Below are 23,734 nucleotides of genomic sequence, written 5' to 3'. Positions count from 1 at the left end.
CCCTTGCGCGTTCCGTACGATGCGGACCCGTTGCGAGCGGCACATCCGGCGGCCACTGCCGGCGCTCGCGCCGGCGCTCGCGCCGGCGCTCGCCGTCCCCTACGCCGTGCCGCTCAGCGCACAGCTCGGCGAGCCGGTCGCGTGCACGGTCACCGAGCTGGTGGTGGGGGAAGCGTCCGCCGCGGACCATCGCGTGCGCCTCGCGATCAGCCCGTACCGCAAGGAGTTCGTCCGCACCCACTGGCTCGACCTGTGCGCCGTGGTGCCGCCCCTCGCCGATGTCCGGGTCGCCGGCCGTGGTCTCGGTGGAGCGGGACTCGCACACAGGAACATCGAGACGCCGGCGACGCGGTGTACTGGTCGTTCACCAGGATGACGACCGTGGGCCACGGCGATCACGCACCGACCACGGCCTCCGGCGGATGCTCGCCCCGGGCCTGATGCTCCCGGGCATCACGCCGCTCGGTGCGGTGATCGCGAACACCGCCGCCACGGCGGCGATCGAGGCGCTCACCGAAGCGGTACGGGCGCTTCGGGCAAGGTGGCCGCGTCGTCCGGTCCGTCCGTGCCGCGCCCGCTCGCCCCCGCGGGGACGGGGCCCCGGCCGTGGCCGGGGCCCGGCGCTCGCTCTCCAGGATCAGAGCAGTCCGTTCCCGGTGGTCGCGGTTCCGGCCAGCCAGACGATCGCCAGCAGTGTGTCGATCGCGCCGAGGACCAGGGCCACCAGAGCCGGAATCGAGCGGCTGCCCGTCCAGTTGCGGCCCATCGCGAGCCATCCGCACACGACCGCGACCGGTCCCAGGACGATGCCGAGGGCGAAGAAGCCCGCGACCGCGCAGATGACACCTATGATCCCGAGCGTCGCGCGATCCGGCCCGGTCCGCGACCACGTCCGGCCGCGTGAGCGGGGGTACCTGCGCGTGCCGTTTCCGAAGCCCGCCATCATCAACTCCCTGAACTCATCGGTCAGTTCGGGCGTGATGAGCGGGTACCCCGGTTTCCCGCGGCAAGTCCTTCCCACACGCGGCTCCCTTGGACAGCACGCCGCGGTCCGTCCGGCCTCCCGGTCGCACGGCGGCGGACGGACCCACTGCGACCTGCGGTGTCCGCCGGCTGTGAGGAATCCGAGCGCTTTCGCCCCGGCGGACGAACGCGCTCGGATCCGGGTCAGATGTGCGCGGCCCCCGCGCCCGCATCGGCGTTCTCGCCGCGCTTGGTGAGCAGCGCGACCAGTACCGCGACCGTCGCGACACCCGCGGCGACCAGACAGGCCAGGCTCATGCCGGAGATGAACGTGTCGTGCGCGACCGCGGTGATCTTCTGGACGACGGCGGCCGGGGTGTCCGGGGTCACCGGGGCCACGCCCACCTGCACCGCCTCGGATGCCTGGTCGAGCTGCGACCCGGTCAGCGGCGGAAGTCCGGCGTCGGTCCAGTTGCCCGCGAGGTCGTTGTCGACCTTGGAGGCCATCACGGCGCCCAGCACCGCGGTGCCGAGGCTGCCGCCGATCTGCATCGCGGCCTGCTGCAGTCCGCCGGCGACGCCGGACAGCTCCATGGGCGCATTGCCGACGATGACCTCGGTGGCGCCGACCATGACGGGCGCGAGACCGAGACCGAGCAGCGCGAACCAGATCGACATGACGCCGCTGCCCGTGCCCGCCTCCAGCGTCGACATCCCGTACATCGCGATCGCGGTGGCGGCCATGCCGCCCGCCAGCGGGATACGCGGGCCCAGCTTGGTGATCGCGGCACCCGCGAGCGGGGAGCCGACGATCATCATGCCGGTCAGCGGAAGCAGGTGCATACCCGCGTCGACCGGGCTCATGCCGTGCACGTTCTGCAGGTAGAAGGTGACGAAGAACAGGCCGCCCATGAAGGCGATCGCCATGAGGACCATGAGCACGACACCCGCGGACAGCGGCACCGAGCGGAACAGCCCCAGCGGGATCAGCGGCTCCTTCACCCGCTTCTCCCACACGGAGAAGAGGACGAAGCCCAGCACGGACGCGCCGATGAACAGCCAGGTCTTGCCGTCGCCCCAGCCCCAGGCCGGCGCCTTGATGAGCGCCCAGACCAGGCAGAACATGGCGCCGGACAGCAGGGAGATACCGAGCAGGTCGAAGGAGCGCGGCGCGTTCTTCGCACGGTGGTCGGTGAGGATCAGCAGGCCGAGGACGAGCGCGAGCGCGCCGACGGGCACGTTGATGAAGAAGACCGACTGCCAGCTGACGTGCTGGACGAGCAGCCCGCCGAGGATCGGGCCGCCCGCGGTGGAGGCGCCGATGACCATGCCCCAGATACCGATCGCCATGTTCAGCTTCTCGGCCGGGAAGGTGGCCCGCAGCAGACCGAGCGCGGCGGGCATCAGCAGCGCGCCGAACAGGCCCTGGAAGACACGGAAGGTCACGACGAGGGCGATGCTGTCGGACAGGCCGATCGCACCGGAGGCGGCCGCGAAGCCGACCACGCCGATCAGGAAGGTCTGCCGGTGACCGAAGCGGTCACCGAGCTTGCCCGCGGTGATCAGGGTGACCGCGAGGGCGAGGAAGTACGCGTTGGTGATCCACTGGACGTCGGAGAAGCTGGCGCCGAGGTCCTTGGCGATGGCCGGGTTCGCGATGGCCACGATGGTGCCGTCGAGGGCCACCATCATGACGCCGACCGCCACGGTGATCAGGGTGAACCACGGGTGCCCGCGCAGCCCGCGGTCCGGCGCCCGCTCCGCCGGGACCGTCGGCGCCCCGGCCGTTTTGTCCCCCGGTTCCGTCGCATGGACGGTGGTCTGACTAGTCATATGGTGGAGGTTAGTGACAGCCGCTGACAATTGACAAACCAATTCACAAGTCGGTAACTGTCACGCTACTCGCGGCTTGACCCAACCGGGCCGTACGACCAGAAAGAGGACCGATGGAGACGGCGTCGCGACCAGGATTGCGTGAGCGCAAGAAACAACGCATCCGCGACGCGCTGCTTCGCGCCGCTCTGGAGCTGTTCCTCACCCAGGGGTACGAACGCACGACGGTCGACGAGATCACCGCGGCCGTGGACGTCTCCCAGCGCACCTTCTTCCGCTACTACGCCGGAAAGGAGGAGGCGGTCTTCTTCACCCACTCCGTCGCCGCGTCGCACTTCGTCGACGCGGTGCGCGCGCGCCCCCGGGACGAGGCCCCGCTGGAGGCGCTGCGACAGGCGGTGCTGCAGGGCTGGGACGACATCGGTGAGACCATCGAGCGGATCGTCCCGGTCGAACTCCACCTGCGCACCTACCAGTTGATCGAGTCGACGCCCGCCCTGTTCGCCACCCACCTGCGCCGTTCGGCCGAGGTGGAGGAGGAGATCGCACGCGTGATCGCCGAACGCGAGGGCCTCGACGTGGACACGGACCCCCGACCGCGCGTCGCAGTGGCCGTGTTCGGCGGAGTGATGCGCGTCACCGAGCGGCTGTGGGGCACGGGCGAGGACATCAGCGTGGCCGCGATCCACCAGCTGACGGTCTCGCATCTGGACGCCGTGCGCCCGGCGCTGGCGGAGAAGTGGCGCACGGACGACACGGACGGCTCCCCCGCCGCCGTCAACTGAATTCCGGGCGCCCGAGGGCCGGACACGGCCGTCGGAGTGAAGCTGCGGCCACGTGGAGTGTCAAGTGACGTGTGCCTCATCGACCCAGCGTGACGATCGGACGTAAGACCCATCCGTTTTGCCGTAATTGGCGTCACAGAAACGTGAGACGCATCACTCGGTTAACGCGAGACACTCCCGTTCTCCTAGTGTGTCCTTCCAGTGACTTCCTTCGACACCTCCCCGCAACTCAACGTCTGGCGCGCGCTGCTCGCTCTGGCCGTTGTCTTCGTGATGCTCGCGACGACCGGCTGGACCGCCGTTCGCAACCACCGAGGTCCCACACCGCTCCAGGAGTCACGCTCGGCGTGGGAGCACGGGACGATCGCCGGACGCGAACTGCCGGACGCCGACGCGTCCCCGGGCCGGATCACGCACTTCTTCGCCTCGCTCAGCGCCCACCAGCGCTCCCGGCTCGTCCACCGCTTCCCGCTCGCGGTCGGCAACATGAACGGGGCGCCGGTACGTCTGCGCTACGCGGCCAACCGCATCGCCCTCGACGAGCAGCGCAAGGTCGAGCGCGCACGGATGCACGACGACCGGCTGTCGGCCGTCGGCCAGCGCGAGGCGGGGCGGCTCATGCACCGCTTCGAGGCGCTGATGCGGACGGACCGGCAGATCCTGGCCTTCGATCCGGAGGGCTCGGGGCGCGTGGCCGAAGTCCTCGGGAACCTGGACCGGGCCCGGCGGATCTCCGTCGTCGTCCCCGGTGTCGACACCGATCTGCTCACCTTCCAGCGCACCTTCCGCCCGTACTCGGCGCCGGTCGGCATGGCCAAGGCGCTCTACGCGGCCGAGCGGACGGCCGCCCCCCTGACCCGTACGGCCGTGATCGCCTGGGCCGACTACACCGCGCCCGGCGGCCTCGGTGTGGAGGCGGCGACGGCGATGCGCGCCGAGGAGGGGGCCGTCCGGCTCGACGCCCTCGTCCGCGCCCTGCCCGGCCGCGCCCCCGTCCAGCTGTACTGCCACAGCTACGGCTCGGTGGTGTGCGGGGTCGCCGCGCACACCCTGCCGTCCCGGGTGTCCGACCTGGCGGTGGCGGGCAGCCCCGGCATGCGCACCGGTACCGCCGCCGGTCTGCGGACCGCCGCCCGGGTGTGGGCGATGCGGGACGCCGACGACTGGATCCAGGACGTGCCCTATCTGGAGGTGGGCGGTATCGGCCACGGCGCCGACCCGGTCTCCCGTGCCTTCGGGGCGCGGGTGCTGTCGGCGCAGGGGGCGAAGGGTCATGCCGGATACTTCGCGCCCGGCACCGAGAGCCTGCGCAACTTCGCCGAGATCGGTGTCGGCGCATATCGCGCGGTGGACTGCGTCCACAACGATGACGTCTGCCGGACCGATCTGCCCGACACGGCGTCGGTCGGACGCGCGTAGAAAAACAGGAATTGCGGTCCGCCAGGGGAGGCGACGGAGGAGCACGTGCCGCATACGATGAGCCGCATGGGTGACGTACTGGCCGGATTTCATGCCGCCTGGGAGTTCGAGTCCGACTCCGTGCTCATCCGCTTCGAACGGGGTATCCGCACACCGAAGCTGTTCCAGACGCTCGGTGAACGCCGTGTCCCCCTGGAGGCGATCACGGGGGTCACACTGACTCGGGGCAAGCGCGGGACCACGGTCCTGCACGCGGTGCCCAGGCCCGGAGCCGACCCGCTGATGGAGGCGGCGGCGGGACAGCTGAAGGAGTCGTCCGACCCGTACCGGCTGGTTCTGCCCGCCGACCGCGAGACCCTCGCCGAGTACTACGCCGACGAGTTGCGCGCGCGACTCGGCGGGAACGGTGAGCCGGCCGAGCGGTTCCTGGTCGATCCGCCCAAGGCGCCCGCCCAGTTCAAGGCGTACGACGGGAAGGCGTCCTTCGACGGCACGTCGGTGTCCTTCCGCTGGTTCTGGACGGGCGCGTCGTCCGCCAAGTGGAAGGCCGGCGACCAGAGTTTCCCGGTCACCGGCCTCAGCGGGGTCGAGTGGCGCTCCCCGGAGGTCTTCGAGGGGCATCTGCGGCTGCTGCGGCGTGATCCCGCCGGCGGCACACAACCGGCCCAACCGGACCAGGATCCGGCGGCCGTGGTCTTCGGCCTCGGCTACGGCCCCGTGCACGAGTCGTTGCCGTTCGCCGCGTCCGTGCTCGCCGCCGTGCGGGCCGCGGGCTCGGGCCCGATCGCGGTGCCGGCCGCGCGGCGGGACCCGGCGGACATCGCCGAACGGATCCGCCATCTGGGCGAACTCCACCAGGCCGGACTCGTGACGGACGAGGAGTTCTCCATGAAGAAGGCGGAGTTGCTGGCGGAGCTCTAGTCGGACCGCCCGCGGGCGGTCCCGGGCCGCGGGTCGGATGTGCGTGCCCGCACGATGCCCCGCGGCCCGTGGCGAGGCGCGGAGCCCGCTACTCCCGGCCGGCCGACGAGAAGGTCATGTCCGGGTAGCGGTCGCCCGCGACCCTCGCGGCGATCGGATCCAGGAGGCCCAGTTCGTCTGCGGTCAGCACCACGCGGGTCGCGTCCACGTTCTCCTCGACGCGTGTGCGCTTGGTGGTGCCCGGGATCGGGACCACCGGGAGCCCGTGCACCCCCGCCTGTTGCTGGACCCAGGCCAGGGCGATCTGCGCGGGCGAGGCGCCGTGCGCCTCGGCGACGGCCCGGATCGGCTCCAGCAACGCCACATTGGCGGCCGCGTTCTCCCCTGTGAAGCGGGGCATCGTACGGCGGAAGTCCTCGTCCGTGAGGTCGGTGTCGGCGTTGGAGAAGGAACCCGTGAGGAAACCGCGCCCCAGCGGCGAGTACGGCACCAGGGTCACGCCGAGTGCCTTGGCCGCGGGCACCACGTTCGCCTCGATGTCCCGGCTGAACAGCGACCACTCCGACTGCACGGCGGCGATCGGGTGGACGGCGTGGGCCGCGCGCAGTTCACCGGCCGTGACCTCGCTCAGGCCGAGCTGCCTGACCTTCCCCTCGCGCACCAGCTCCGCCATGGTGCCGGCGGTCTCCTCGATCGGAACCGTCACATCGCGCCGGTGCATGTAGTAGAGGTCGATCACCTCGACGTCCAGTCGCTTGAGGCTCGCCTCGACGCACTGGCGGATGTACTGCGGGTCGTTGCGGATGATCCGCTTGTACGGCTCGTACGGCGACGAGGAGATCCCGAACTTCGTGGCGACGACCACTTCGTCGCGGTGCCGCCGGAAGAAGGGGGACAGGAACTTCTCGTTCTCCCCCGCGCCGTAGGCGTCCGCCGTGTCGAAAAGCGTGACGCCCAGTTCCAGCGCCCGTTCCAGGGCGGCACGCGCCTCTCCGGCGTCCGAGGGGCCGTAGGCCCAGCTCATGCCCATGCAGCCGAGGCCCTGCACCCCCACCTGCGGCCCGTCGCCGAGCCGCGCCTCGGCGATCCTGCTGTCCGTCATCGGGGCCTCTCCGACGCGAGGGCGCGCCCGGCGTCCCCATAAAAGTCGATCTTGCGGTCGAGTACCGCGAGCGTGTCCCGGAGCTCCGCGATCCGGGCGAGCACGTCCCTGCGGGTCGCCTCCAGGAGTTCGTAGCGCTCGCCGTACGTGTGGTCACCGGCGCGCACCAGTTCCGCGTAGCGCACCATGTCGGCCACCGGCATACCGGTGAGCCTGAGCTTGCCGACGAGGTCGAGCCAGTCCAGGTCGGCGTTGCAGTAGCGGCGCTGGCCCGTGTGCGAGCGGTCCACGTGGGGCATGAGCCCGATCCGCTCGTACCAGCGCAGGGTGTGCGCAGTCAGTCCGGTGAAGGCGACGACCTCGCTGATGGTGTAGCTGTCCTGCCCGTCGGGACGGGGATGCCTCCCGGGCGGTACGGAGCAGATGTCGGTCCCGTTGTCGGCCGCCTCGGTCAAGGTCTCCATCACCGTCATGAACCCCACGCTAAAACCTTGGAGTGCACTCCAAGCAAGCGGAACAAGGGGAAAATGCCGAGCCCCGCCGGCCGGGCGCCACTAGCGTGCGCGCCATGAGTCTCGTACGCCGGGCCGTGCCCGAGGACGCCGAAGAGCTGCTGCGACTGCGCCAGGTGATGATCGATTCGGTCTTCTCCGCCGACACCTCCACACACTGGCACACGGAGTCCCTGCCCACCGTGCGCCACCGGCTCGCCGATCCGGCAGGCGGTTTCGTCGCATTCGTGATCGACCATCCCGAGCGGCCGGGGGCGCTGGCCGCGCTGGTGGCCGGGACCGTCGAGTACCGGATCGGCCGACTGGGCAACCCGCACGGGCGGGTCGGGCACGTCTTCAGCGTCGCCACCGACCCCGACGCGCGCCGCCGGGGCTATGCACGCGCCTGCATGGAGACGCTGCTGGACTGGTTCCGCGCGCAGGACGTACGCCAGGTCGATCTGAACGCCTCCGCCGAGGCCGAACCCCTCTACGCCTCGCTGGGCTTCGTCCGCAAGCCGGACCCCTCGATGCGGCTGCACCTGGGAAGCGCATAGTGTCGGAGGCATGTCCCTGCAGAGTCTGGCGCTGATCGAGAACTGGCCCGTCCCCGCCGCCGCCGCGGCGGTCGTCCGCGCGGACGGCACCGTGCTCGGCATGCACGGCCCGGTCGACCACCGCTTCCCGCTGGCGTCGGTCACCAAGCCGCTCGCCGCGTACGCGGTGCTCGTGGCGTACGAGGAGGGGGCGGTCGAGCTGGACGAGCCCGCCGGGCCGCCCGGCGCCACGGTCCGGCACCTCCTCGCGCACACCTCCGGGCTGGCGTTCGACGAACACCGCGTCACGTCCGCACCCGGCGAGCGGCGGCTGTACTCGAACGCCGGGTTCGAGGTGCTGGGCGATCATGTGGCGAAGGCGACGGACATCCGGTTCTTCGAGTACGTGCGCCAGGCCCTCCTCGAGCCGCTCGGCATGGACTCCACGAGCCTCGACGGCTCCCCGGCCAAGGACGGTGTCTCGACGGTCGCCGACCTCGTACGGTTCGCGGCCGAGGTGCAGGCGCCCCGGCTGCTGGACCCGCGGACGGTGGCGGACGCGATGACGGTGCAGTACCCGGGCACGAAGGGCGTGCTGCCGGGGTACGGGCACCAGAACCCCAACGACTGGGGGCTCGGCTTCGAGATCCGGGACTCCAAGTCGCCGCACTGGACAGGCGGTTCGTCCTCGCCGCGGACGTTCGGTCACTTCGGGCAGTCGGGCACGTTCCTGTGGATCGACCCGGACGCCGGCGCGGCGTGCGTGGCGCTGACGGACCGTGCCTTCGGCCCGTGGGCCGTCGAGGCGTGGACACCGTTCACGGACGCGGTGCTGGCGGAACTGCGCGGCTGAGGCGCCCGGCTAACCGGCCAGCTCCCAGACCAGCAGCTCCGCCTCCGTCAGGCCCACGGCCTCCATGTCCTTCACGTCCGTGATCCGCGCCGCGTCGCCCGGCCCCAACTCCGCTCCGCCAAGGAGCACTTCGCCGCGCACCACATGGACGTAGGCGTACGCCGCGTCCGGCACCGCGGTGCGCTCCCCCGGCCCGAGGCGGCGTACATGGAGCATCGCTCCCGCCTGGGGGACCGCGTACGGCGTGGAGTCGGCGATGCCGTGGACCACCTCGTACGCGGGCTCGCCGCCCGGTTCCAGGGGCGCCAGCCACATCTGGACGAAGACGAGCGGGACGTCGGCGTCATTGCGCTCCACATGGCGCACACCGCCCGCCGAACTCAGCCGCTGGACGTCTCCGGGCCGGACGACCGAGGCGTGACCCGTCGAGTCGCGATGGGTCAGCTCGCCCTCCACCACCCATGTGACGATCTCGGTGTGGCTGTGCGGGTGCTCGTCGAAGCCCGCCCCGGGAGCGAGCCGCTCCTCGTTGCAGGCGAGCACGGCGCCGAAGCGGAGGTTGTCGGGGTCGTAGTGCGGGCCGAAACTGAAGGCGTGCAGGGACTCGATCCCGGCGACCGGGTCCCCTCCCCGGTAGCGCTCGCCGGCGCGCCGTACGTCCATCACGGCAACCACCGTAGCCCCGTCCTTCCCGCCCCCCGGGACCCCCACCGCACGCGCCGGGCCCGATAAGGCAGTCTTGTCCCCGTGCCCGAACCCGAAGCCAGCCACGCAGACCACGCAGTACGTTCCGTCCATCCCCACGCCGCGACCCTGAAGCGGCTGGAGAAGTCCTCCGGAAGCCTCGCCGCGCAGGCCATCGCGCGCATGGACGAGACGCTGCCGTGGTACCGGGCCATGCCACCGGAGAACCGCTCCTGGATCGGTCTCGTGGCCCAGGCGGGCATCGCCGCCTTCACCGAGTGGTTCCGGCACCCGGACGCGCCCCAGGCGATCTCCACCGACGTCTTCGGCACCGCGCCGCGCGAACTGACGCGCGCCATCACTCTGCGGCAGACCGTGGAGATGGTGCGGACCACCATCGAGGTCATGGAGTCCGCCATCGACGAGGTGGCCGCTCCGGGCGACGAGTCCGTGCTGCGCGAGGCGCTCCTCGTGTACGCCCGCGAGATCGCCTTCGCCACCGCCCAGGTCTATGCGCAGGCCGCCGAGGCACGCGGTGCCTGGGACGCCCGGCTCGAGTCGCTGGTCGTGAACGCCGTGCTCAGCGGCGAGGCCGACGAGGGAGCCGTCAGCCGGGCCGCGGCGCTCGGCTGGAACTCACCCGAACATGTGTGTGTGGTGCTGGGAACGGCGCCCGACGGTGACAGCGAGTTGACGGTCGAGGCCATCCGGCGGGCCGCACGGCACGCCAAGCTCCAGGTCCTCACGGGGGTGCTCGGGGACCGGCTCGTGGTGATCGCCGGAGGCAGCGACAACCCGCTCGCCGTCGCCAGGTCACTGATCGGCCCCTTCGCCGCCGGGCCCGTGGTCGCCGGTCCCGTCGTGCCCGATCTGCTCGCCGCCACCCGCTCCGCGCAGGCCGCCGCCGCGGGCCTCAAGGCGTGTTCTGCCTGGCAGGACGCACCGCGCCCGGTGCTGGCGGACGACCTGCTCCCCGAGCGCGCGATCGCCGGTGACCCCAGCGCCCGCGCGCAGCTGGTGGAGGAGATCTACAGACCGCTGGAGGAGGCGGGCTCCGCGCTCCTGGAAACCCTCAGCGTCTATCTGGAGCAGGCGTCGAGTCTCGAGGGTGCCGCCCGAATGCTGTTCGTTCACCCGAACACCGTGCGCTACCGGCTCCGACGTGTGACTGACGTCACCGGTTGGTCGCCCTCTGATGTACGCTCCGCGTTCACGTTGCGGATCGCGCTGATCCTGGGACGGCTCACCGAGGGGGATCCGCAGACCTAGGCTTTTGTCGGGGGCCCACAAAACCCCCTGCCGTTCTTCGTCCCTGTCCCCACGGGCGGCCGTGGCCGTCCCCAAGAGAGAGTGTGAGAGTGCTCGTACTCGTCGCTCCCGGCCAGGGCGCCCAGACGCCCGGCTTCCTGACTCCCTGGCTCGAACTGCCCGGTGCCGCCGACCGTATCGCCGCGTGGTCGGACGCCATCGGCCTCGACCTCGCCCACTACGGCACCCAGGCCGACGCCGAGGCCATCCGGGACACCGCCGTGGCCCAGCCGCTGCTGGTCGCCGCCGGTCTGCTGTCCGCCGCGGCACTCGGTGACACGGTCCCCGGTGCCGTCGCGGGCCACAGCGTCGGGGAGATCACCGCCGCCGCCTTCGCGGGGGTCCTCGACGAGACGGCGGCCCTGACGCTCGTGCGCCGACGGGGCCTGGCCATGGCCGAGGCCGCCGCCAGCACGCCCACGGGCATGTCGGCGCTGCTCGGTGGCGAACCCACGACCACGATCCCGCACCTGGAGGGTCTGGGCCTGACCCCGGCGAACGTGAACGGTGCCGGGCAGATCGTCGCCGCCGGCACCCTGGAGCAACTCGCCGCGCTGGAGGCGGACAAGCCCGAAGGAGTGCGCCGCGTCGTTCCGCTGAAGGTGGCGGGTGCGTTCCACACCCACCACATGGCGCCCGCCGTCGACGCTCTCGCCCGGGCCGCCGAGGCGCTCACCCCCGCCATGCCACGGGTCGCGTACGTCTCGAACAAGGACGGACAGGTCGTGGAGACCGGGGCCGAGGTGCTCCAGCGCCTGGTCGGCCAGGTCGCCAACCCGGTCCGCTGGGACCTGTGCATGGAGACGTTCGAGAAGCTGGGCGTGACCGCGATGATCGAGGTGTGCCCCGGCGGCACCCTGACCGGCATCGCCAAGCGCGCGCTGCCGGGCGTCGCGACCCTGGCCCTGAAGACCCCCGACGACCTCGACGCGGCGCGCGACCTCGTCGCCGAGCACAGCGCCTGATTAGGAGCCCCAGAGCATGTCGAAGATCAAGGCACGGAAGGGCGCTCCGTACGCGCGCATCCTCGGAGTGGGCGGCTACCGCCCGGTCCGGGTGGTGCCCAACGAGGTGATCCTGGAGAAGATCGACTCCTCCGACGAGTGGATCCGCTCCCGCTCCGGCATCGAGACCCGCCACTGGGCGAACGACGAGGAGACCGTCGCCGCGATGTCGGTCGAGGCGTCCGGCAAGGCGATCGCCGACGCCGGGATCGCCGCCGAGCAGATCGGCGCGGTCGTCGTCTCCACCGTCTCGCACTTCAGCCAGACCCCGGCGATCGCGACCGAGATCGCGGACAGGCTCGGTACGGACAAGGCCGCCGCCTTCGACATCTCGGCCGGCTGCGCGGGCTTCGGCTACGGCCTCACGCTCGCCAAGGGCATGATCGTCGAGGGGTCCGCCGAGTATGTCCTCGTCATCGGCGTGGAGCGGCTCTCCGACCTGACGGACCTCGAGGACCGGGCCACCGCCTTCCTGTTTGGCGACGGCGCCGGCGCGGTCGTCGTCGGCCCGGCGCAGGAGCCGCACATCGGCCCGACCGTCTGGGGCTCGGAGGGCGACAAGTCCGAGACGATCAAGCAGACCGTGCCGTGGAACGAGTTCAGGCTCGGCGACGTCTCCAAGCTCCCGGTCGACAGCGAGGGCAACGTCAAGTTCCCCGCGATCACCCAGGAGGGCCAGGCGGTGTTCCGCTGGGCCGTGTTCGAGATGGCGAAGGTCGCCCAGCAGGCGCTGGACGCGGCCGGGATCAGCGCGGACGACCTGGACGTCTTCATCCCGCACCAGGCCAACGTGCGGATCATCGACTCGATGGTGAAGACTCTCAAGCTGCCGGAGCACGTCACGGTCGCCCGCGACGTGCGCACGACCGGCAACACCTCGGCCGCCTCGATCCCGCTCGCGATGGAGCGGCTCCTGGCGACCGGCGAGGCGAAGAGCGGCGACACCGCGCTCGTCATCGGCTTCGGGGCGGGTCTCGTGTACGCAGCGACGGTCGTTACCCTCCCCTAGGCACTCCGTGCCGGATCATGCGGTCCGGCGCGGGAACTGCACACCCCTGCCGCTGACGCGGCGGGCGCCACACCCTCTGGATACATACGAAGGAGCGCCTGACATGGCCGCCACCCAGGAAGAGATCGTCGCCGGTCTCGCCGAGATCGTGAACGAGATCGCCGGGATCCCCACCGAGGACGTCCAGCTGGACAAGTCCTTCACCGACGACCTGGACGTCGACTCGCTGTCCATGGTCGAGGTCGTCGTCGCCGCCGAGGAGCGCTTCGACGTGAAGATCCCCGACGACGACGTCAAGAACCTCAAGACCGTCGGTGACGCCGCCGAGTACATCCTCAAGCACCAGGCCTGATCAACCGATCACCTGGACAGACGACAGCCCGATGACGGGCTGCGAGCTGTCCAGCGGGCCGTTGCCCCGCCACCCGGCGGTGGCGCCGCCGAATCCTCGTACACGTTGGAGAAAGAATTCCCGTGAGCTCGACCAATCGCACCGTGGTCGTCACCGGTATCGGCGCAACCACACCGCTGGGTGGCGACGCGGCCTCCACCTGGGAGGGCCTGGTCGCCGGCAAGTCCGGTGTCCGCCTCCTCGAGCACGAGTGGGCCGCCGAGCAGGCGGTCCGCATCGCCGCCGAGATCGCCGTGGAACCGTCCGAGGTCATCCCGCGTCCGCAGGCCCGCCGTCTTGACCGCTCGGCGCAGTTCGCGCTGATCGCCGCCAAGGAGGCCTGGGCGGACGCCGGTTTCACCGACAAGGCCGGTGAGGACCCCGCCGTCGACCCCGACCGCCTCGGCGCGGTCATCGCCTCCGGCATCGGTGGTGTGACGACCCTCCTCGATCAGTACGACGTGCTGAAGGAGAAGGGCGTCCGCCGCGTCTCCCCGCACACCGTGCCGATGCTGATGCCGAACGGCCCGTCCGCCAACGTGGGCCTCGCCGTGGGCGCCCGGGCCGGCGTGCACACCCCGGTCTCCGCCTGCGCGTCCGGCGCCGAGGCCATCGGCTACGCCATCGAGATGATCCGCACCGGCCGCGCAGACGTCGTCGTCGCCGGCGGTACGGAGGCCGCGATCCACCCGCTGCCCATCGCCGCGTTCGGCAACATGATGGCGATGTCCAAGAACAACGACGACCCGCAGGGCGCCTCGCGGCCCTACGACGTGGACCGGGACGGCTTCGTCCTGGGCGAGGGCGCCGGCGTGCTGGTGCTGGAGTCGGCCGAACACGCCGCCCAGCGCGGTGCCCGCGTCTACGCGGAGGCGGTCGGCCAGGGCATCTCCGCCGACGGCCATGACATCGTCCAGCCGGAGCCCGAGGGCCGCGGCATCTCGCGCGCCCTGCAGAACCTGCTCGACAACACCGACCTGGACCCGGCCGAGATCGTGCACGTGAACGCGCACGCCACCTCCACCCCGGCCGGTGACGTGGCCGAGTTGAAGGCGCTGCGCAAGGTCTTCGGTGACGACGCCGACCACATGGCGGTCTCCGCGACCAAGTCGATGACCGGTCACCTCCTCGGTGGTGCGGGCGGTGTGGAGTCGGTCGCGACCGTCCTCGCCCTGTACAACCGGGTCGCCCCGCCGACCATCAACGTCCGCGAGCTCGACCCCGAGGCCGAGGCCAGTGCCGACATCGTCCGCGGCGAGGCCCGCAAGCTGCCGGTCGAGGGCCGTATCGCGGCGCTGAACGACTCGTTCGGCTTCGGCGGCCACAACGTCGTCCTGGCGTTCCGCACGATCTGACGCGGCGCCCGACACGCTGAAGGGCCCCCACCACCCGGTGGGGGCCCTTCAGCCGTTGTCGGGGGACGGCCTTCAGACGACCTGGTGCAGCCACCGCACCGGCGCGCCCTCTCCCGCGTACCGGAACGGCTCCAGCTCGTCGTCCCACGGCTTGCCCAGCAGTCTGGCGAGCTCGGCCTCGAGCTCCGTCTCGCCGCGCTGGGAGCGCACCAGTGCGGCGCGCAGCCGGTCCTCGGGGATCAGGATGTCACCGTGGATGCCGGTGACCGCGTGGAAGATGCCGAGGTCGGGGGTGCAGCTGTAGCGCTCGCCCTCCGCGGTCGGGCACGGTTCCCCGGTCACCTCGAAGCGCAGCAGCTGCCAGCCGCGCAGCGCGGATGCCAGTTTGGACGCCGTGCCGGCCTCGCCCTGCCAGGAGAACTCGGATCTCCAGGTGCCGGGTGCGGCGGGCTGCCGGATCCAGTCGAGGTTGACGCGCGTGCCCAGCACGCCCGCGACTGCCCACTCGACGTGCGGGCACAGTGCGCGTGGCGCGGAGTGCACGTACAGGACTCCACGTGTCGTCACCTGAACCTCCGGGCAGACCGCGACATCTTGTAACTTTACGGAAGGAGCGTGGCGGGGCGGCCACGGGGCGAGGCTACCGTGCGGCGGCGCAAGGAGTGTGACGTACCGTCGGTCCGGACGGCACCGAACACCGAGGTTTCACCCAAGGGGACGCGGGACCGACCCAGCGTGTTCGAAGCGCCGCCGAACGACGGCGTCCACCGGCCGGCCGGTGGTGGACCACGAACGAGGGGACCAGGGATGCGGAAGCGAAGCCACCGCTCGCGCGCCGTCGTGGCGCTCGCCACGGCCGCCGTCCTCGGGCTCGCGGCGTGCGACGCCACCGGCGGCGAGGAGTCCTCTCCCCGGGCCACCACCACTCAGCCGAAGCCGTCCCCGAGGCCCTCGCCGCTCTGGGACCGCCGCCCCGGCTCGATCGCCGCGGTGGGTGACTCCATCACCCGTGGTTTCGACGCCTGCACCGTGCTGTCCGACTGCCCCGAGGTGTCGTGGGCGACGGGCAGCGACGCCCACGTCGACAGCCTCGCGGTACGGCTCCTCGGGGCGAGCGGGGCCTCGCTCAACAGCTGGAACTTCGCGGTGACCGGGGCCCGGATGTCCGATGTCGCCGCACAGATGGAGCAGGCGGCGCAACGGAAGCCGGAGCTGGTGACGGTGATGGCGGGCGCCAACGACGCCTGCCGCTCCACCGTCTCCGCGATGACCTCGGTCACCGACTTCCGCGCCCAGTTCAAGGAGGCGATGGACGCGCTGCGCGGGGAGCTGCCCCGGACGCAGGTGTACGTCTCCAGCGTGCCCAACCTGAAGCGGCTGTGGTCGCAGGGCCGCACCAGCCCGATCGGCAAGCAGGTGTGGAAGCTGGGCGTCTGCCCGTCGATGCTGGGCAACGCGGACGCCCTGGACGCCGCGGCCACGGACCGGCGCGCCAAGGTGCAGGCCCGGGTGGAGGCCTACAACAGGGTCCTGAAGGATGTGTGCGAGAAGGACCGGCGGTGCCGCTTCGACGGAAACGCCGTCTTCGACTACCGCTTCGGCACCGACCAGTTGAGCCAGTGGGACTGGTTCCATCCGAGCCGGAACGGCCAGGCGCGGCTGGCGGAGATCGCCTACCGCACCATCACCGCGAAAGACCCGGTGACCTAGGGTTTCCCGTATGAGCGAACTCTTCGGCACACTTCCCGACGGCACACCGGTCCATCGCTGGACGCTGGAGCGGGACGGGGTGCGGGTGCGCATCCTGTCGTACGGCGGGATCGTGCAGTCGGTCCAGGTCCCGGACCGGTGGGGGTCCGAGCGCTCGAGCGGGGCCGGCGGCGGGGGACGCCACCCGGCGGAGGTGGTCCTGGGCTTCCCGGACCTGGAGGGCTACCTCGCCCACCCCGAGCCGTTCCTGGGGGCGCTGATCGGGCGTTACGCCAACCGCATCGGGGGCGCCCGCTTCCCGCTCGACGGCCGGACCTGCGTGCTCGAGCCGAACGACGGGCCGAACTCGCTGCACGGCGGTGCGCGGGGCTTCGACAAGCGCGTGTGGGACGTGGAGCCCGTCCAGCACGGCGTACGGCTGTCCCGGGTCGGCGCGGACGGCGAGGAGGGCTTCCCGGGCCGCCTCGAGGTCTCCGCGACGTACACCCTCGGACCGGGCGGGGCGCTCCGGATCGCGTACGAGGCGGTCACGGACGCGCCGACCGTCGTCAACATGACCAGCCACTCGTACTGGAACCTGGCCGGTTCGGGGCACACGGGCGGGCACGAGCTGACGATCTCGGCCTCGCGCATCACTCCGGTGGACGAGGAGCTGATCCCGACGGGCGAGCTCCAGGACGTGGCCGGCACCCGCTTCGACTTCCGGACGCCGCGGAAGGCGGGCCCGGGGTACGACCACAACTTCGTGCTGGACAAGGGCGTGACCGCCGCCCCCGAGCAGGTGGCCGAGCTGCACGACCCGGCGTCCGGGCGGGTGCTCACCGTCGCTACGACCGAGCCCGGTCTCCAGCTCTACACCGGGGACCACCTCGGTGCCCCGTTCGCACCGGGCGACGGGATCGCACTGGAGACGCAGCACTTCCCGGACTCCCCGAACCGCCCGGCGTTCCCGAGCACGGTGCTGCGGCCGGGAGAGCTCTACCGCTCGCAGACGGTGTACGGCTTCGGCACCCGCGACTAGCCGGCACCGCGGCGGGTACGCCACGAGCCCCGGTCCAGGGGTCAGGTCCCGGACCGGGGCTGCTCGTGGAGGACTTCTCCCGGGTCAGACGTTAATCGTCACCGTGACGCGGCGGTCCGCGATCGAGCGGCCTGCCGCAACCTCGTACGAACCCTTCACAAACGACCACATGTTCGAAACCTGGTCCCAGATCTCGAAACCCCGCCGCGGTAGCTCCACGACCACGTCGACACTCTCCCCCGGAGCCGCCTCGACGCCCGCGAAACCGGCCAGCCGGCGGACCGGACGCAGGGCGTCCGGCTCGGCCGGGCCCAGATAGACCTGGACGACCTCACGCCCGGGCCGTGAGCCCGCGTTGCGGACGCGGACCTTGACCGTCGTGCCGTCGACCTCGATCGACTCATACGTCCAGTCGGTGTAGCCGAGGCCGTGGCCGAAGGGGTACGAGGGCTCCCTGCCCGCCCTCTCCCAGGCGCGGTGTCCGATGAACACCCCCTCGGTGTAGTGGAGTTCGCCGTCCTGCGGAACCACCTGGGTGACCGGGGCATCCTCCAGCGGCCCCCAGGTGGTGGGCAGCCGACCGCCGGGCTCATGGGCGCCGGTGAGGACGTCGGCGAGCGCGGCGCCGCCCTCCTGGCCGGGGAACCAGCTCAGCAGCACGGCAGCGACGTCGTCACGCCACGGCAACTCCACCGGGGATCCCGAGTTGACGACCACGACGGTGTTCGGGTTGACGGCGGCGACGGCGTGCACCAGGTCGTCCTGCCGTCCGGGGAGCCGGAGGTCCGTGCGGTCGAATCCCTCGGACTCCACGCGCTCCGTGGTGGCGACCACGACGACGGCGGTGTCGGCGCCGCGGGCGGCCTCGACGGCCTCGGCGATCAATGCGTCGGGGTCGCGTTGCGGCTCCTGGTGGGCCAGCGTGAATCCGACGACCTTCATCGGGATGCGGTCGGGGAATTCGACCACATGGGTGAGGGACACCTCGACCGCCGTCCCGGCGGTGAGTTCGGCCCGGGCCCGTGGCACCGGCGCGCCGGACAGCGCCTCGAAGGGGTTGCCCTCGACGGCGGGGTGCTGGACGCCGTCGTAGCGGGTCGTGCCGTCGACGACGAGCCGGAAGGCGCCGACGCCCTTGACGCCGAAGATGTGCGGGCCGGATGCGCGGGGCGTGAACGTTCCGGTGAGCTCGACGCTGTGCAGGGCCTCGTGGGTGACGCCCTCGGGGAGGTCCGAACCCATCCACTGGATGTGCCCGCTGGGCGCGGATCCGGTGCCGAGGACGTTCCCTTCGGCGTCACGGCAGACCGCCCGAAGCGAGAAGCCCTGGTCGGCCACGGCGAGTTCGGTGGTCGGGTCGGCACCGACGGCATACGTCAGGCTGCCCTCGGGGAGGGCGGCGGTCAGACCGTCGAGCGGCGAGACGATCCGGGGCGGGAAGACCGTCGCGGAGCCGCCGCCGAGCACGCGGGCGTCACGGGCCGCGGCGCCGATCAGGGCGACCGTGCCGTGCGGCCTCAGCGGGAGCGCGGCGTTCTCGTTGCGCACGAGCACGAAGGAGCGGCGGGCCGTCTCACGGGCCAGGGCCTCGCCGTCGACCTGCTCGGGAAGACGGGTCACGACGGGTTCGGCGCCCTCCAGGATGCCGACGCGGGCGGCGAGCCGGAGGACGTTGCGCACGGCGTCGTCGACCCTGGCCTCCTCGACCCGTCCGTCGCGCACGGCCCGGGCGAGGGCCTCGCCGTACACGGTGCGCGGACCGGGCATGGCGACGTCCAGGCCGCCCTCGACGGCGGCAACGGTCGAGCGGGCCGCCGTCCAGTCGGAGACGTTGAATCCGTCGAAGCCCCACTCGCCGCGCAGGACCCCGTCCACCAGGCGGCCGTGCTCCGTCATCGTCGTGCCGTTGACCGTGTTGTAGGCGGTCATGATGCCCCAGGGTCGGGCACCGGTGACGATGGCCTCGAAGGGCGCGAGGTACAGCTCGCGCAGGGTGCGTTCGTCCACGACGTTGTTCACGGTGAAGCGATCGGTCTCGGCGTCGTTGGCGACGAAGTGCTTGACCGTGGTGCCGACGCCGCCGGACTGCACCCCCTGGACGTATCCGGTGCCGATCCGTCCGGTCAGGTACGGGTCCTCGCTGTAGGCCTCGAAGTGCCGGCCGCCCAGCGGGGAGCGGTGCAGGTTGACCGTGGGCGCGAGAAGGACGTGGACGCCCTTGCGGCGGGCCTCCTGGGCGAGGAGGACACCGGCGCGGTGGGCCAGGCCGGGGTCCCAGGTGGCGGCGAGGGCGGTCGGGGACGGCAGTGCGACGGACGGGTCGTCGGAGGTCCAGCGCACCCCGCGGACGCCGATCGGGCCGTCGGACATCACCAGCGACGTCAGGCCGATCTCCGGGAGGGCGGGAAGGGACCACATGTCCTGGCCGGCCAGCAGTCGGGCCTTCGCGTCCAGCCCGAGCTTGCCGAGGGCCGCCTCGACCACGGCCTCACGCGCCTCGTCCCGCGGGGTCTTCGCTGTCCTGGCTGCCGTCCTCGCCATGCGGCACCTCCTCGTCGAAAGCCATCGGCGGTCTCCATCGTGCACCCGATGCCTGTGGAGCGGTAGGTTTCGTTATCCCGTCGCAATATGACGAGGGGTCGCATGCCGTACGGTGACGCCATGACGGCCCGGGCCAGGAACGAGGAGCGGCGCGCCGAGATCGTGCGCGCGGCCCTGGAGGTGATCGCGGAGCGCGGCTACCGCGGCGCGAGCATGGCCGCCGTCGCCGAGCGGGTGGGCCTGACCCAGCAGGGGCTGCTGCACTACTTCCCGACGAAGGACACACTGCTGGTCGCGGTGCTCAAGGAGCGCGACCAGTGGGACGCGGTCCCGGACGGCCGCTGGCGTCTGGAACTGCTCGCCGCCCTCGTGGAGTACAACGCGATGCGGCCCGGCATAGTGCAGACGTTCTCGGCCCTGCTCGGCGAGAGCGTCACCGAGGGGCATCCCGCGCGCGGGTACTTCACCGAGCGGTACCGCGACGTGCGGTCGAGCATGGCGGCGACGCTCCGCTCCGAGTACGGGGACCTGCTGCCGAGCGGCCTGACCCCGGAGCGTGCCGCACCGCTGCTGGTGGCGGTGATGGACGGCTTGCAGTACCAGTGGCTGCTCGACCCGGACTCGGTGGACATGCCGGCGGCGTTCCGGGACTTCCTGGTGCTCCTCGGCGAGGCGGAGTAGGGGGCGCCTCCTTCCACGTCCGGCCGGCGAGGCGCGCGGCAGCTCCGCCGCCCCCACTTCCGCCCCATGGCATCCACCGCTTCCCTCAGGCGATACTGCGACGGTCCGGCACCACGCACCCCACTGCGACCGGAAGGACCTGAACTCCCTTGATCTCCCAATGTGTTCGGCTCGGCGTCCTGGGACTGACCCTTCTCACGGGACTGGCCGTCCCGCAGACGGCGACCGCCGGCCCGGCCCCCACCGCGACCGTCGAGGAACAGCGACTCGACGGCGCGGTCCCGCAAGAGATCCTCAGGCGATCCGGATTCGCCTCCGTCGCACCCGAGTTCGCCCGGGCACTGGCGAGGAGCCACTCCTACGCACAGGCCGAACGCGTCGTCGCCCGGCGGGGATCACGGCTGTGGCAGCGGGCCGTCGACCGGGCGCAGGGGCGAGGGCCGATGGGCGGGGACCTGAGCCGGGACGACGACCGGCCGCTGTACTGGGCACGGCTGGCGATGACCCGGGAAGTACGGTCGTGGGAGCCGCGTTTCGGCCTGTCCGACGGCCGACGCGCGAGGCTCCTGTCGGAGCTGGAGACCACCTCGCGCGGTCAGGACACCGTCCGGTACCCGCACGAGGGAGGTGTGAAGCGGATCCTGCTGACCGGGTTCGACCCGTTCACGCTGGACCGGGACATCCGGATCTCCAACCCCTCCGGGGCCGGGGCGCTCGCGCTGGACGGCACCACGGTCCGGACGGCGGACGGTCCCGCCCGCATCGAGACCATGGTGTTCCCCGTGCGCTGGCAGGACTTCGCCGACATGACGGTGGAGCGGTCACTGCGGCCGTACCTGCCGAAGGTCGACCTGTTCACGACCGTGAGCCAGGGCAGAGTCGGACGCTTCGACATCGAGCGGACCAACGGGGGCTGGCGGGGCGGCTTCCCGGACAACGCCGACGTCAGCAGCACCGGCACGGTCCCGGTCGCCCACCCGGCCACACAGCCTCAGTGGACGTCGACGACCCTTCCGTATCGTGCGATCGTCGCGGCGGACACCGGCCGCTTCCCCGTCTACGACCACACGGAGGTCACCGAGATCCCGGCGGGCGGCAGCACCCCCGTCGTACGGGCGGACGGCCCGACCCCGGGTTCGACGGCGCGGGCAGGAGGCGGCGGCGACTATCTCTCCAACGAGATCGCGTACCGGGCGACGCTGCTGCGGGACCGTCTCGGACTGCACGGGACTCTGCCCGGCGGGCATGTCCACACACCGGTCCTGCAGTTCGGGGCGGGGAACACGGACCCCGCGACGGGGAAGGTCACCGACCCCGAGTTCGTACGCAACCGGGTCGACATCATCGCGCAGATCCGGGCGATCGTGACGGTGGCGGCGAACTCCGCCTCCGGACCCGGCCTCAGGCGGGGGTGACCTGCTCCCCCTCCGGTTCCCGCTCCTCGGCCGTATCCTCAGCGAGCAGGTCGCGGGCCAGCAGCGTGGCGCCCGCGACCGCGCCCGGCATCAGGAACACGGCGACGAACGGGACGAGGAAGGCAAGGCCGAGCGGCGTGCCGAAACCCCAGACGAGCAGCTTGCGGGAGCGCAACAGCGCGAGGCGCTCCCGCAGTTCCACCCCGCGGCGCTGAAGGGCGATGGCGGTGAGCTCCTCCGCGAGGAAGAAGCCGGTGACGAAGAAGCCGATCACGGGCACGACGGTCTGGCCGACGAACGGAAGGAAGCCGAGGGCGAAGAGGAGAACACCCCAGACCATGGCACGGACGAGGATGCGGGCGCTGTCCCGGATCGATATCCACAGGTCGCGGTGGAGCGGCAGACCGGACTGCGGGGCCGTGCCGTCCGGCGAGACGTCGCGGTCGACCGCCTCCGAGAGGCTCTCGTAGAACGGCTGGCCGACGACGAGCGTGACGGCGGTGAAGGTGAGGACGGCCAGCAGCAGGGCGAGTGCGAAGAGCACGACCGTGAGGAAGCCGCGGAAGAGGCCGAGCCAAGGGCTCGGCCAGCCGTCGGCGAACGGCGTCGCCCAGGCCACGGCGTCCTCGCCCCACAGGGCCAGGGCGAACAGCGCCGCCGCGTACAGGACGAGGGTTATCAGCCCCGGCAGCAGGCCGATGCCGTACTGCCTGCCGTGCCGGGCCACCCATCGCTGGCCCGACAGAAGACGACCGAATCCCACCCCGAGATCACGCATGGGGAGAACTTTACCGAGGCGCTCGCCCGGCCCCGCGCCGGTGCCACGGCCGTAGCGGCCGGCCTGCGGCGACATCAACCGGGCGCTCGACTAATGACCCTTTAATACAACGGAATTCACGGTCCGATGCCACTCCTCCCGTCCGGTATACGTACGTTCGGGTGGTCTGCGGCAGTTGATCACCTACGGCAGATGACGACATATCGGGCGCATCGTTACCTTGGCCGCCATGACGACCGTCGGGTGCCATGACACCCGGCCTCGTCCACCGGGCTCCTCACGCAGCCGGATCCCATCCCGACTCCCTGAGATGTGACAAGTGAAAAGATTGTGGACAGGCGTCGGCGCAGCGGTCGCGGTCGCCGCAGGAACGGCCACCTGGGCCATCATGTCGCAGCCGGCCAAGGCTCCGGATGCCAAGTCCGACGACGCTCCCCGTACCGCGCTCAAGGCCGACGCACTCATGCAGGCAGGTCTGTTGCAGGTGCAGTACCAGGACTTCGACGGTGCGAAAGCCACCTTCAAACGCGTCCTGGAGTTGGACCCGCACAACAAACTCGCCTGGTACAACATGGGCGTCGTGGCCGAGAGGGAGGGCCGGCGAGCGGACGCCCTCAAGGCGTACGACTCCGCTCTCAAGGCCGACTCGTCGTTCACATCGGCTCTCTTCAACAAGGCCCTGCTGCTGAAGAAGAGCGACCCCGACCGGGCACTCGAGCTGCTGCAGCGGGCCGTCTCCGTCAACCCGAAGGCCTCCACCGCCTATTTCCAGATCGGCGAGACGATGGCCATCAAGGGCCTCGACAAAAAGGCACAGGACGCCTACCAGCACGCCGTCGACCTCGACCCTTCCCTGCGCTCCCAAGTACCGAAGCCCTTCAAGGACTCCGTCGAAACCAGCTCCGAATCCACCGAGACCTCAGGCAGGTAGCCC

At 71.2% G+C, this 23,734-nt stretch carries 25 protein-coding genes; 17 read left to right on the top strand and 8 right to left on the bottom strand.

The genetic code is table 11. From position 1 onward, the window contains the following. Positions 1–19 precede the first annotated feature (19 nt). Entirely contained in the window at positions 20–376 is a 357-nt protein-coding gene (locus ACSHXN_RS27930) for a hypothetical protein (RefSeq protein WP_438304019.1), read from the top strand. Beyond that, positions 352–441 (top strand): ion channel, encoded by a 90-nt coding sequence (locus ACSHXN_RS27925; RefSeq protein WP_438304017.1) that lies wholly within the window; start codon positions 352–354, stop codon positions 439–441. The genes ACSHXN_RS27930 and ACSHXN_RS27925 overlap by 25 nt, the downstream gene beginning before the upstream one ends. A gap of 196 nt (positions 442–637) precedes the next feature. On the opposite strand, the gene ACSHXN_RS27920 is transcribed toward ACSHXN_RS27925, so the two are convergent. Together ACSHXN_RS27920 and ACSHXN_RS27915 are read right to left on the bottom strand one after the other, a co-directional pair. After that, complete coding sequence (locus ACSHXN_RS27920) at positions 638–946, bottom strand: small hydrophobic protein (protein ID WP_355135106.1); 309 nt, start codon at positions 944–946, stop codon at positions 638–640. Between the two features lie 221 nt (positions 947–1,167). Continuing rightward, positions 1,168–2,796 (bottom strand): MFS transporter, encoded by a 1,629-nt coding sequence (locus ACSHXN_RS27915; protein ID WP_356112876.1) that lies wholly within the window; start codon positions 2,794–2,796, stop codon positions 1,168–1,170. A 113-nt stretch (positions 2,797–2,909) separates the two neighbouring features. Between ACSHXN_RS27915 and ACSHXN_RS27910 the strand changes: the two genes are divergently transcribed. The 3 genes from ACSHXN_RS27910 (at position 2,910) to ACSHXN_RS27900 (ending at position 5,921) form a co-directional block, all read left to right on the top strand. Next, positions 2,910–3,581 (top strand): TetR family transcriptional regulator, encoded by a 672-nt coding sequence (locus tag ACSHXN_RS27910; protein ID WP_355134936.1) that lies wholly within the window; start codon positions 2,910–2,912, stop codon positions 3,579–3,581. Positions 3,582–3,782: 201 nt separating this feature from the next. Next, a complete protein-coding gene (locus ACSHXN_RS27905; protein WP_383353837.1) occupies positions 3,783–5,000 on the top strand; it encodes an alpha/beta hydrolase in 1,218 nt (405 codons plus the stop codon). A 66-nt stretch (positions 5,001–5,066) separates the two neighbouring features. After that, a complete protein-coding gene (locus ACSHXN_RS27900; protein WP_383353835.1) occupies positions 5,067–5,921 on the top strand; it encodes a DUF4429 domain-containing protein in 855 nt (284 codons plus the stop codon). A gap of 88 nt (positions 5,922–6,009) precedes the next feature. On the opposite strand, the gene ACSHXN_RS27895 is transcribed toward ACSHXN_RS27900, so the two are convergent. Next, positions 6,010–7,023, bottom strand: coding sequence for an aldo/keto reductase (locus ACSHXN_RS27895; RefSeq protein ID WP_438304014.1), 1,014 nt, complete (start codon positions 7,021–7,023; stop codon positions 6,010–6,012). Next, positions 7,020–7,496 carry a MerR family transcriptional regulator gene (locus tag ACSHXN_RS27890; RefSeq protein WP_059131409.1) on the bottom strand — a complete coding sequence of 159 codons (477 nt, stop codon included), beginning with the start codon at positions 7,494–7,496 and terminating at the stop codon, positions 7,020–7,022. Before ACSHXN_RS27890 ends, ACSHXN_RS27895 begins: the two co-directional genes overlap by 4 nt. 95 nt (positions 7,497–7,591) lie before the next feature. Here ACSHXN_RS27890 and ACSHXN_RS27885 point away from each other — a divergent pair, with 95 nt between their 5' ends. Next, positions 7,592–8,071 (top strand): GNAT family N-acetyltransferase, encoded by a 480-nt coding sequence (locus ACSHXN_RS27885; protein ID WP_438304012.1) that lies wholly within the window; start codon positions 7,592–7,594, stop codon positions 8,069–8,071. Between the two features lie 10 nt (positions 8,072–8,081). Further along, complete coding sequence (locus tag ACSHXN_RS27880; protein ID WP_438304010.1) at positions 8,082–8,903, top strand: serine hydrolase domain-containing protein; 822 nt, start codon at positions 8,082–8,084, stop codon at positions 8,901–8,903. 9 nt (positions 8,904–8,912) lie between these two features. Here the strand turns inward: ACSHXN_RS27880 and ACSHXN_RS27875 are convergent, their stop codons facing one another. Then, on the bottom strand, positions 8,913–9,566 hold the full coding sequence (locus tag ACSHXN_RS27875) for a pirin family protein (protein ID WP_355135108.1): 654 nt from the start codon (positions 9,564–9,566) through the stop codon (positions 8,913–8,915). Between the two features lie 84 nt (positions 9,567–9,650). Between ACSHXN_RS27875 and fasR the strand changes: the two genes are divergently transcribed. The 5 genes from fasR (at position 9,651) to fabF (ending at position 14,654) form a co-directional block, all read left to right on the top strand. Beyond that, entirely contained in the window at positions 9,651–10,856 is a 1,206-nt protein-coding gene (gene fasR / locus ACSHXN_RS27870; RefSeq protein WP_355134948.1) for a fatty acid biosynthesis transcriptional regulator FasR, read from the top strand. 89 nt (positions 10,857–10,945) lie between these two features. Further along, on the top strand, positions 10,946–11,860 hold the full coding sequence (locus ACSHXN_RS27865) for an ACP S-malonyltransferase (RefSeq protein WP_355134950.1): 915 nt from the start codon (positions 10,946–10,948) through the stop codon (positions 11,858–11,860). Between the two features lie 16 nt (positions 11,861–11,876). Continuing rightward, positions 11,877–12,908 (top strand): ketoacyl-ACP synthase III, encoded by a 1,032-nt coding sequence (locus ACSHXN_RS27860; RefSeq protein WP_355800775.1) that lies wholly within the window; start codon positions 11,877–11,879, stop codon positions 12,906–12,908. Between the two features lie 103 nt (positions 12,909–13,011). Beyond that, entirely contained in the window at positions 13,012–13,260 is a 249-nt protein-coding gene (locus tag ACSHXN_RS27855) for an acyl carrier protein (RefSeq protein WP_043440034.1), read from the top strand. Positions 13,261–13,382: 122 nt separating this feature from the next. Further along, entirely contained in the window at positions 13,383–14,654 is a 1,272-nt protein-coding gene (gene fabF, locus ACSHXN_RS27850) for a beta-ketoacyl-ACP synthase II (protein WP_355800777.1), read from the top strand. Between the two features lie 72 nt (positions 14,655–14,726). Here the strand turns inward: fabF and ACSHXN_RS27845 are convergent, their stop codons facing one another. Beyond that, positions 14,727–15,221 carry a DUF3145 domain-containing protein gene (locus tag ACSHXN_RS27845; protein WP_355134956.1) on the bottom strand — a complete coding sequence of 165 codons (495 nt, stop codon included), beginning with the start codon at positions 15,219–15,221 and terminating at the stop codon, positions 14,727–14,729. A 240-nt stretch (positions 15,222–15,461) separates the two neighbouring features. Between ACSHXN_RS27845 and ACSHXN_RS27840 the strand changes: the two genes are divergently transcribed. Both ACSHXN_RS27840 and ACSHXN_RS27835 read left to right on the top strand, forming a co-directional pair. Beyond that, positions 15,462–16,364 (top strand): SGNH/GDSL hydrolase family protein, encoded by a 903-nt coding sequence (locus ACSHXN_RS27840; RefSeq protein WP_438304005.1) that lies wholly within the window; start codon positions 15,462–15,464, stop codon positions 16,362–16,364. Positions 16,365–16,374: 10 nt separating this feature from the next. Further along, entirely contained in the window at positions 16,375–17,385 is a 1,011-nt protein-coding gene (locus tag ACSHXN_RS27835; RefSeq protein WP_356113095.1) for an aldose epimerase family protein, read from the top strand. Positions 17,386–17,469: 84 nt separating this feature from the next. On the opposite strand, the gene ACSHXN_RS27830 is transcribed toward ACSHXN_RS27835, so the two are convergent. Then, the gene (locus ACSHXN_RS27830; RefSeq protein WP_438304003.1) at positions 17,470–19,926 is read right to left on the bottom strand and encodes a beta-glucosidase H; all 2,457 of its coding nucleotides are present in this window, start codon (positions 19,924–19,926) and stop codon (positions 17,470–17,472) included. A gap of 102 nt (positions 19,927–20,028) precedes the next feature. Here ACSHXN_RS27830 and ACSHXN_RS27825 point away from each other — a divergent pair, with 102 nt between their 5' ends. Both ACSHXN_RS27825 and ACSHXN_RS27820 read left to right on the top strand, forming a co-directional pair. Beyond that, on the top strand, positions 20,029–20,607 hold the full coding sequence (locus tag ACSHXN_RS27825) for a TetR/AcrR family transcriptional regulator (RefSeq protein WP_355135110.1): 579 nt from the start codon (positions 20,029–20,031) through the stop codon (positions 20,605–20,607). A gap of 149 nt (positions 20,608–20,756) precedes the next feature. After that, positions 20,757–22,022, top strand: coding sequence for a pyroglutamyl peptidase (locus ACSHXN_RS27820; RefSeq protein ID WP_355134964.1), 1,266 nt, complete (start codon positions 20,757–20,759; stop codon positions 22,020–22,022). Here the strand turns inward: ACSHXN_RS27820 and ACSHXN_RS27815 are convergent. Beyond that, complete coding sequence (locus ACSHXN_RS27815) at positions 22,009–22,800, bottom strand: EI24 domain-containing protein (protein ID WP_356113089.1); 792 nt, start codon at positions 22,798–22,800, stop codon at positions 22,009–22,011. The genes ACSHXN_RS27820 and ACSHXN_RS27815 overlap by 14 nt on opposite strands. Positions 22,801–23,119: 319 nt before the next feature. Here ACSHXN_RS27815 and ACSHXN_RS27810 point away from each other — a divergent pair, with 319 nt between their 5' ends. Then, positions 23,120–23,731, top strand: a complete 612-nt coding sequence (locus ACSHXN_RS27810; RefSeq protein WP_355134968.1) for a tetratricopeptide repeat protein — start codon at positions 23,120–23,122, stop codon at positions 23,729–23,731. Positions 23,732–23,734 lie beyond the last annotated feature (3 nt).

Source organism: Streptomyces sp. HUAS TT11, assembly GCF_051553595.1.
GTDB lineage: Bacteria > Actinomycetota > Actinomycetes > Streptomycetales > Streptomycetaceae > Streptomyces.
Note: the sequence above shows the minus strand (reverse complement) of the source record. Positions and strands in the feature narration are given on the sequence as shown.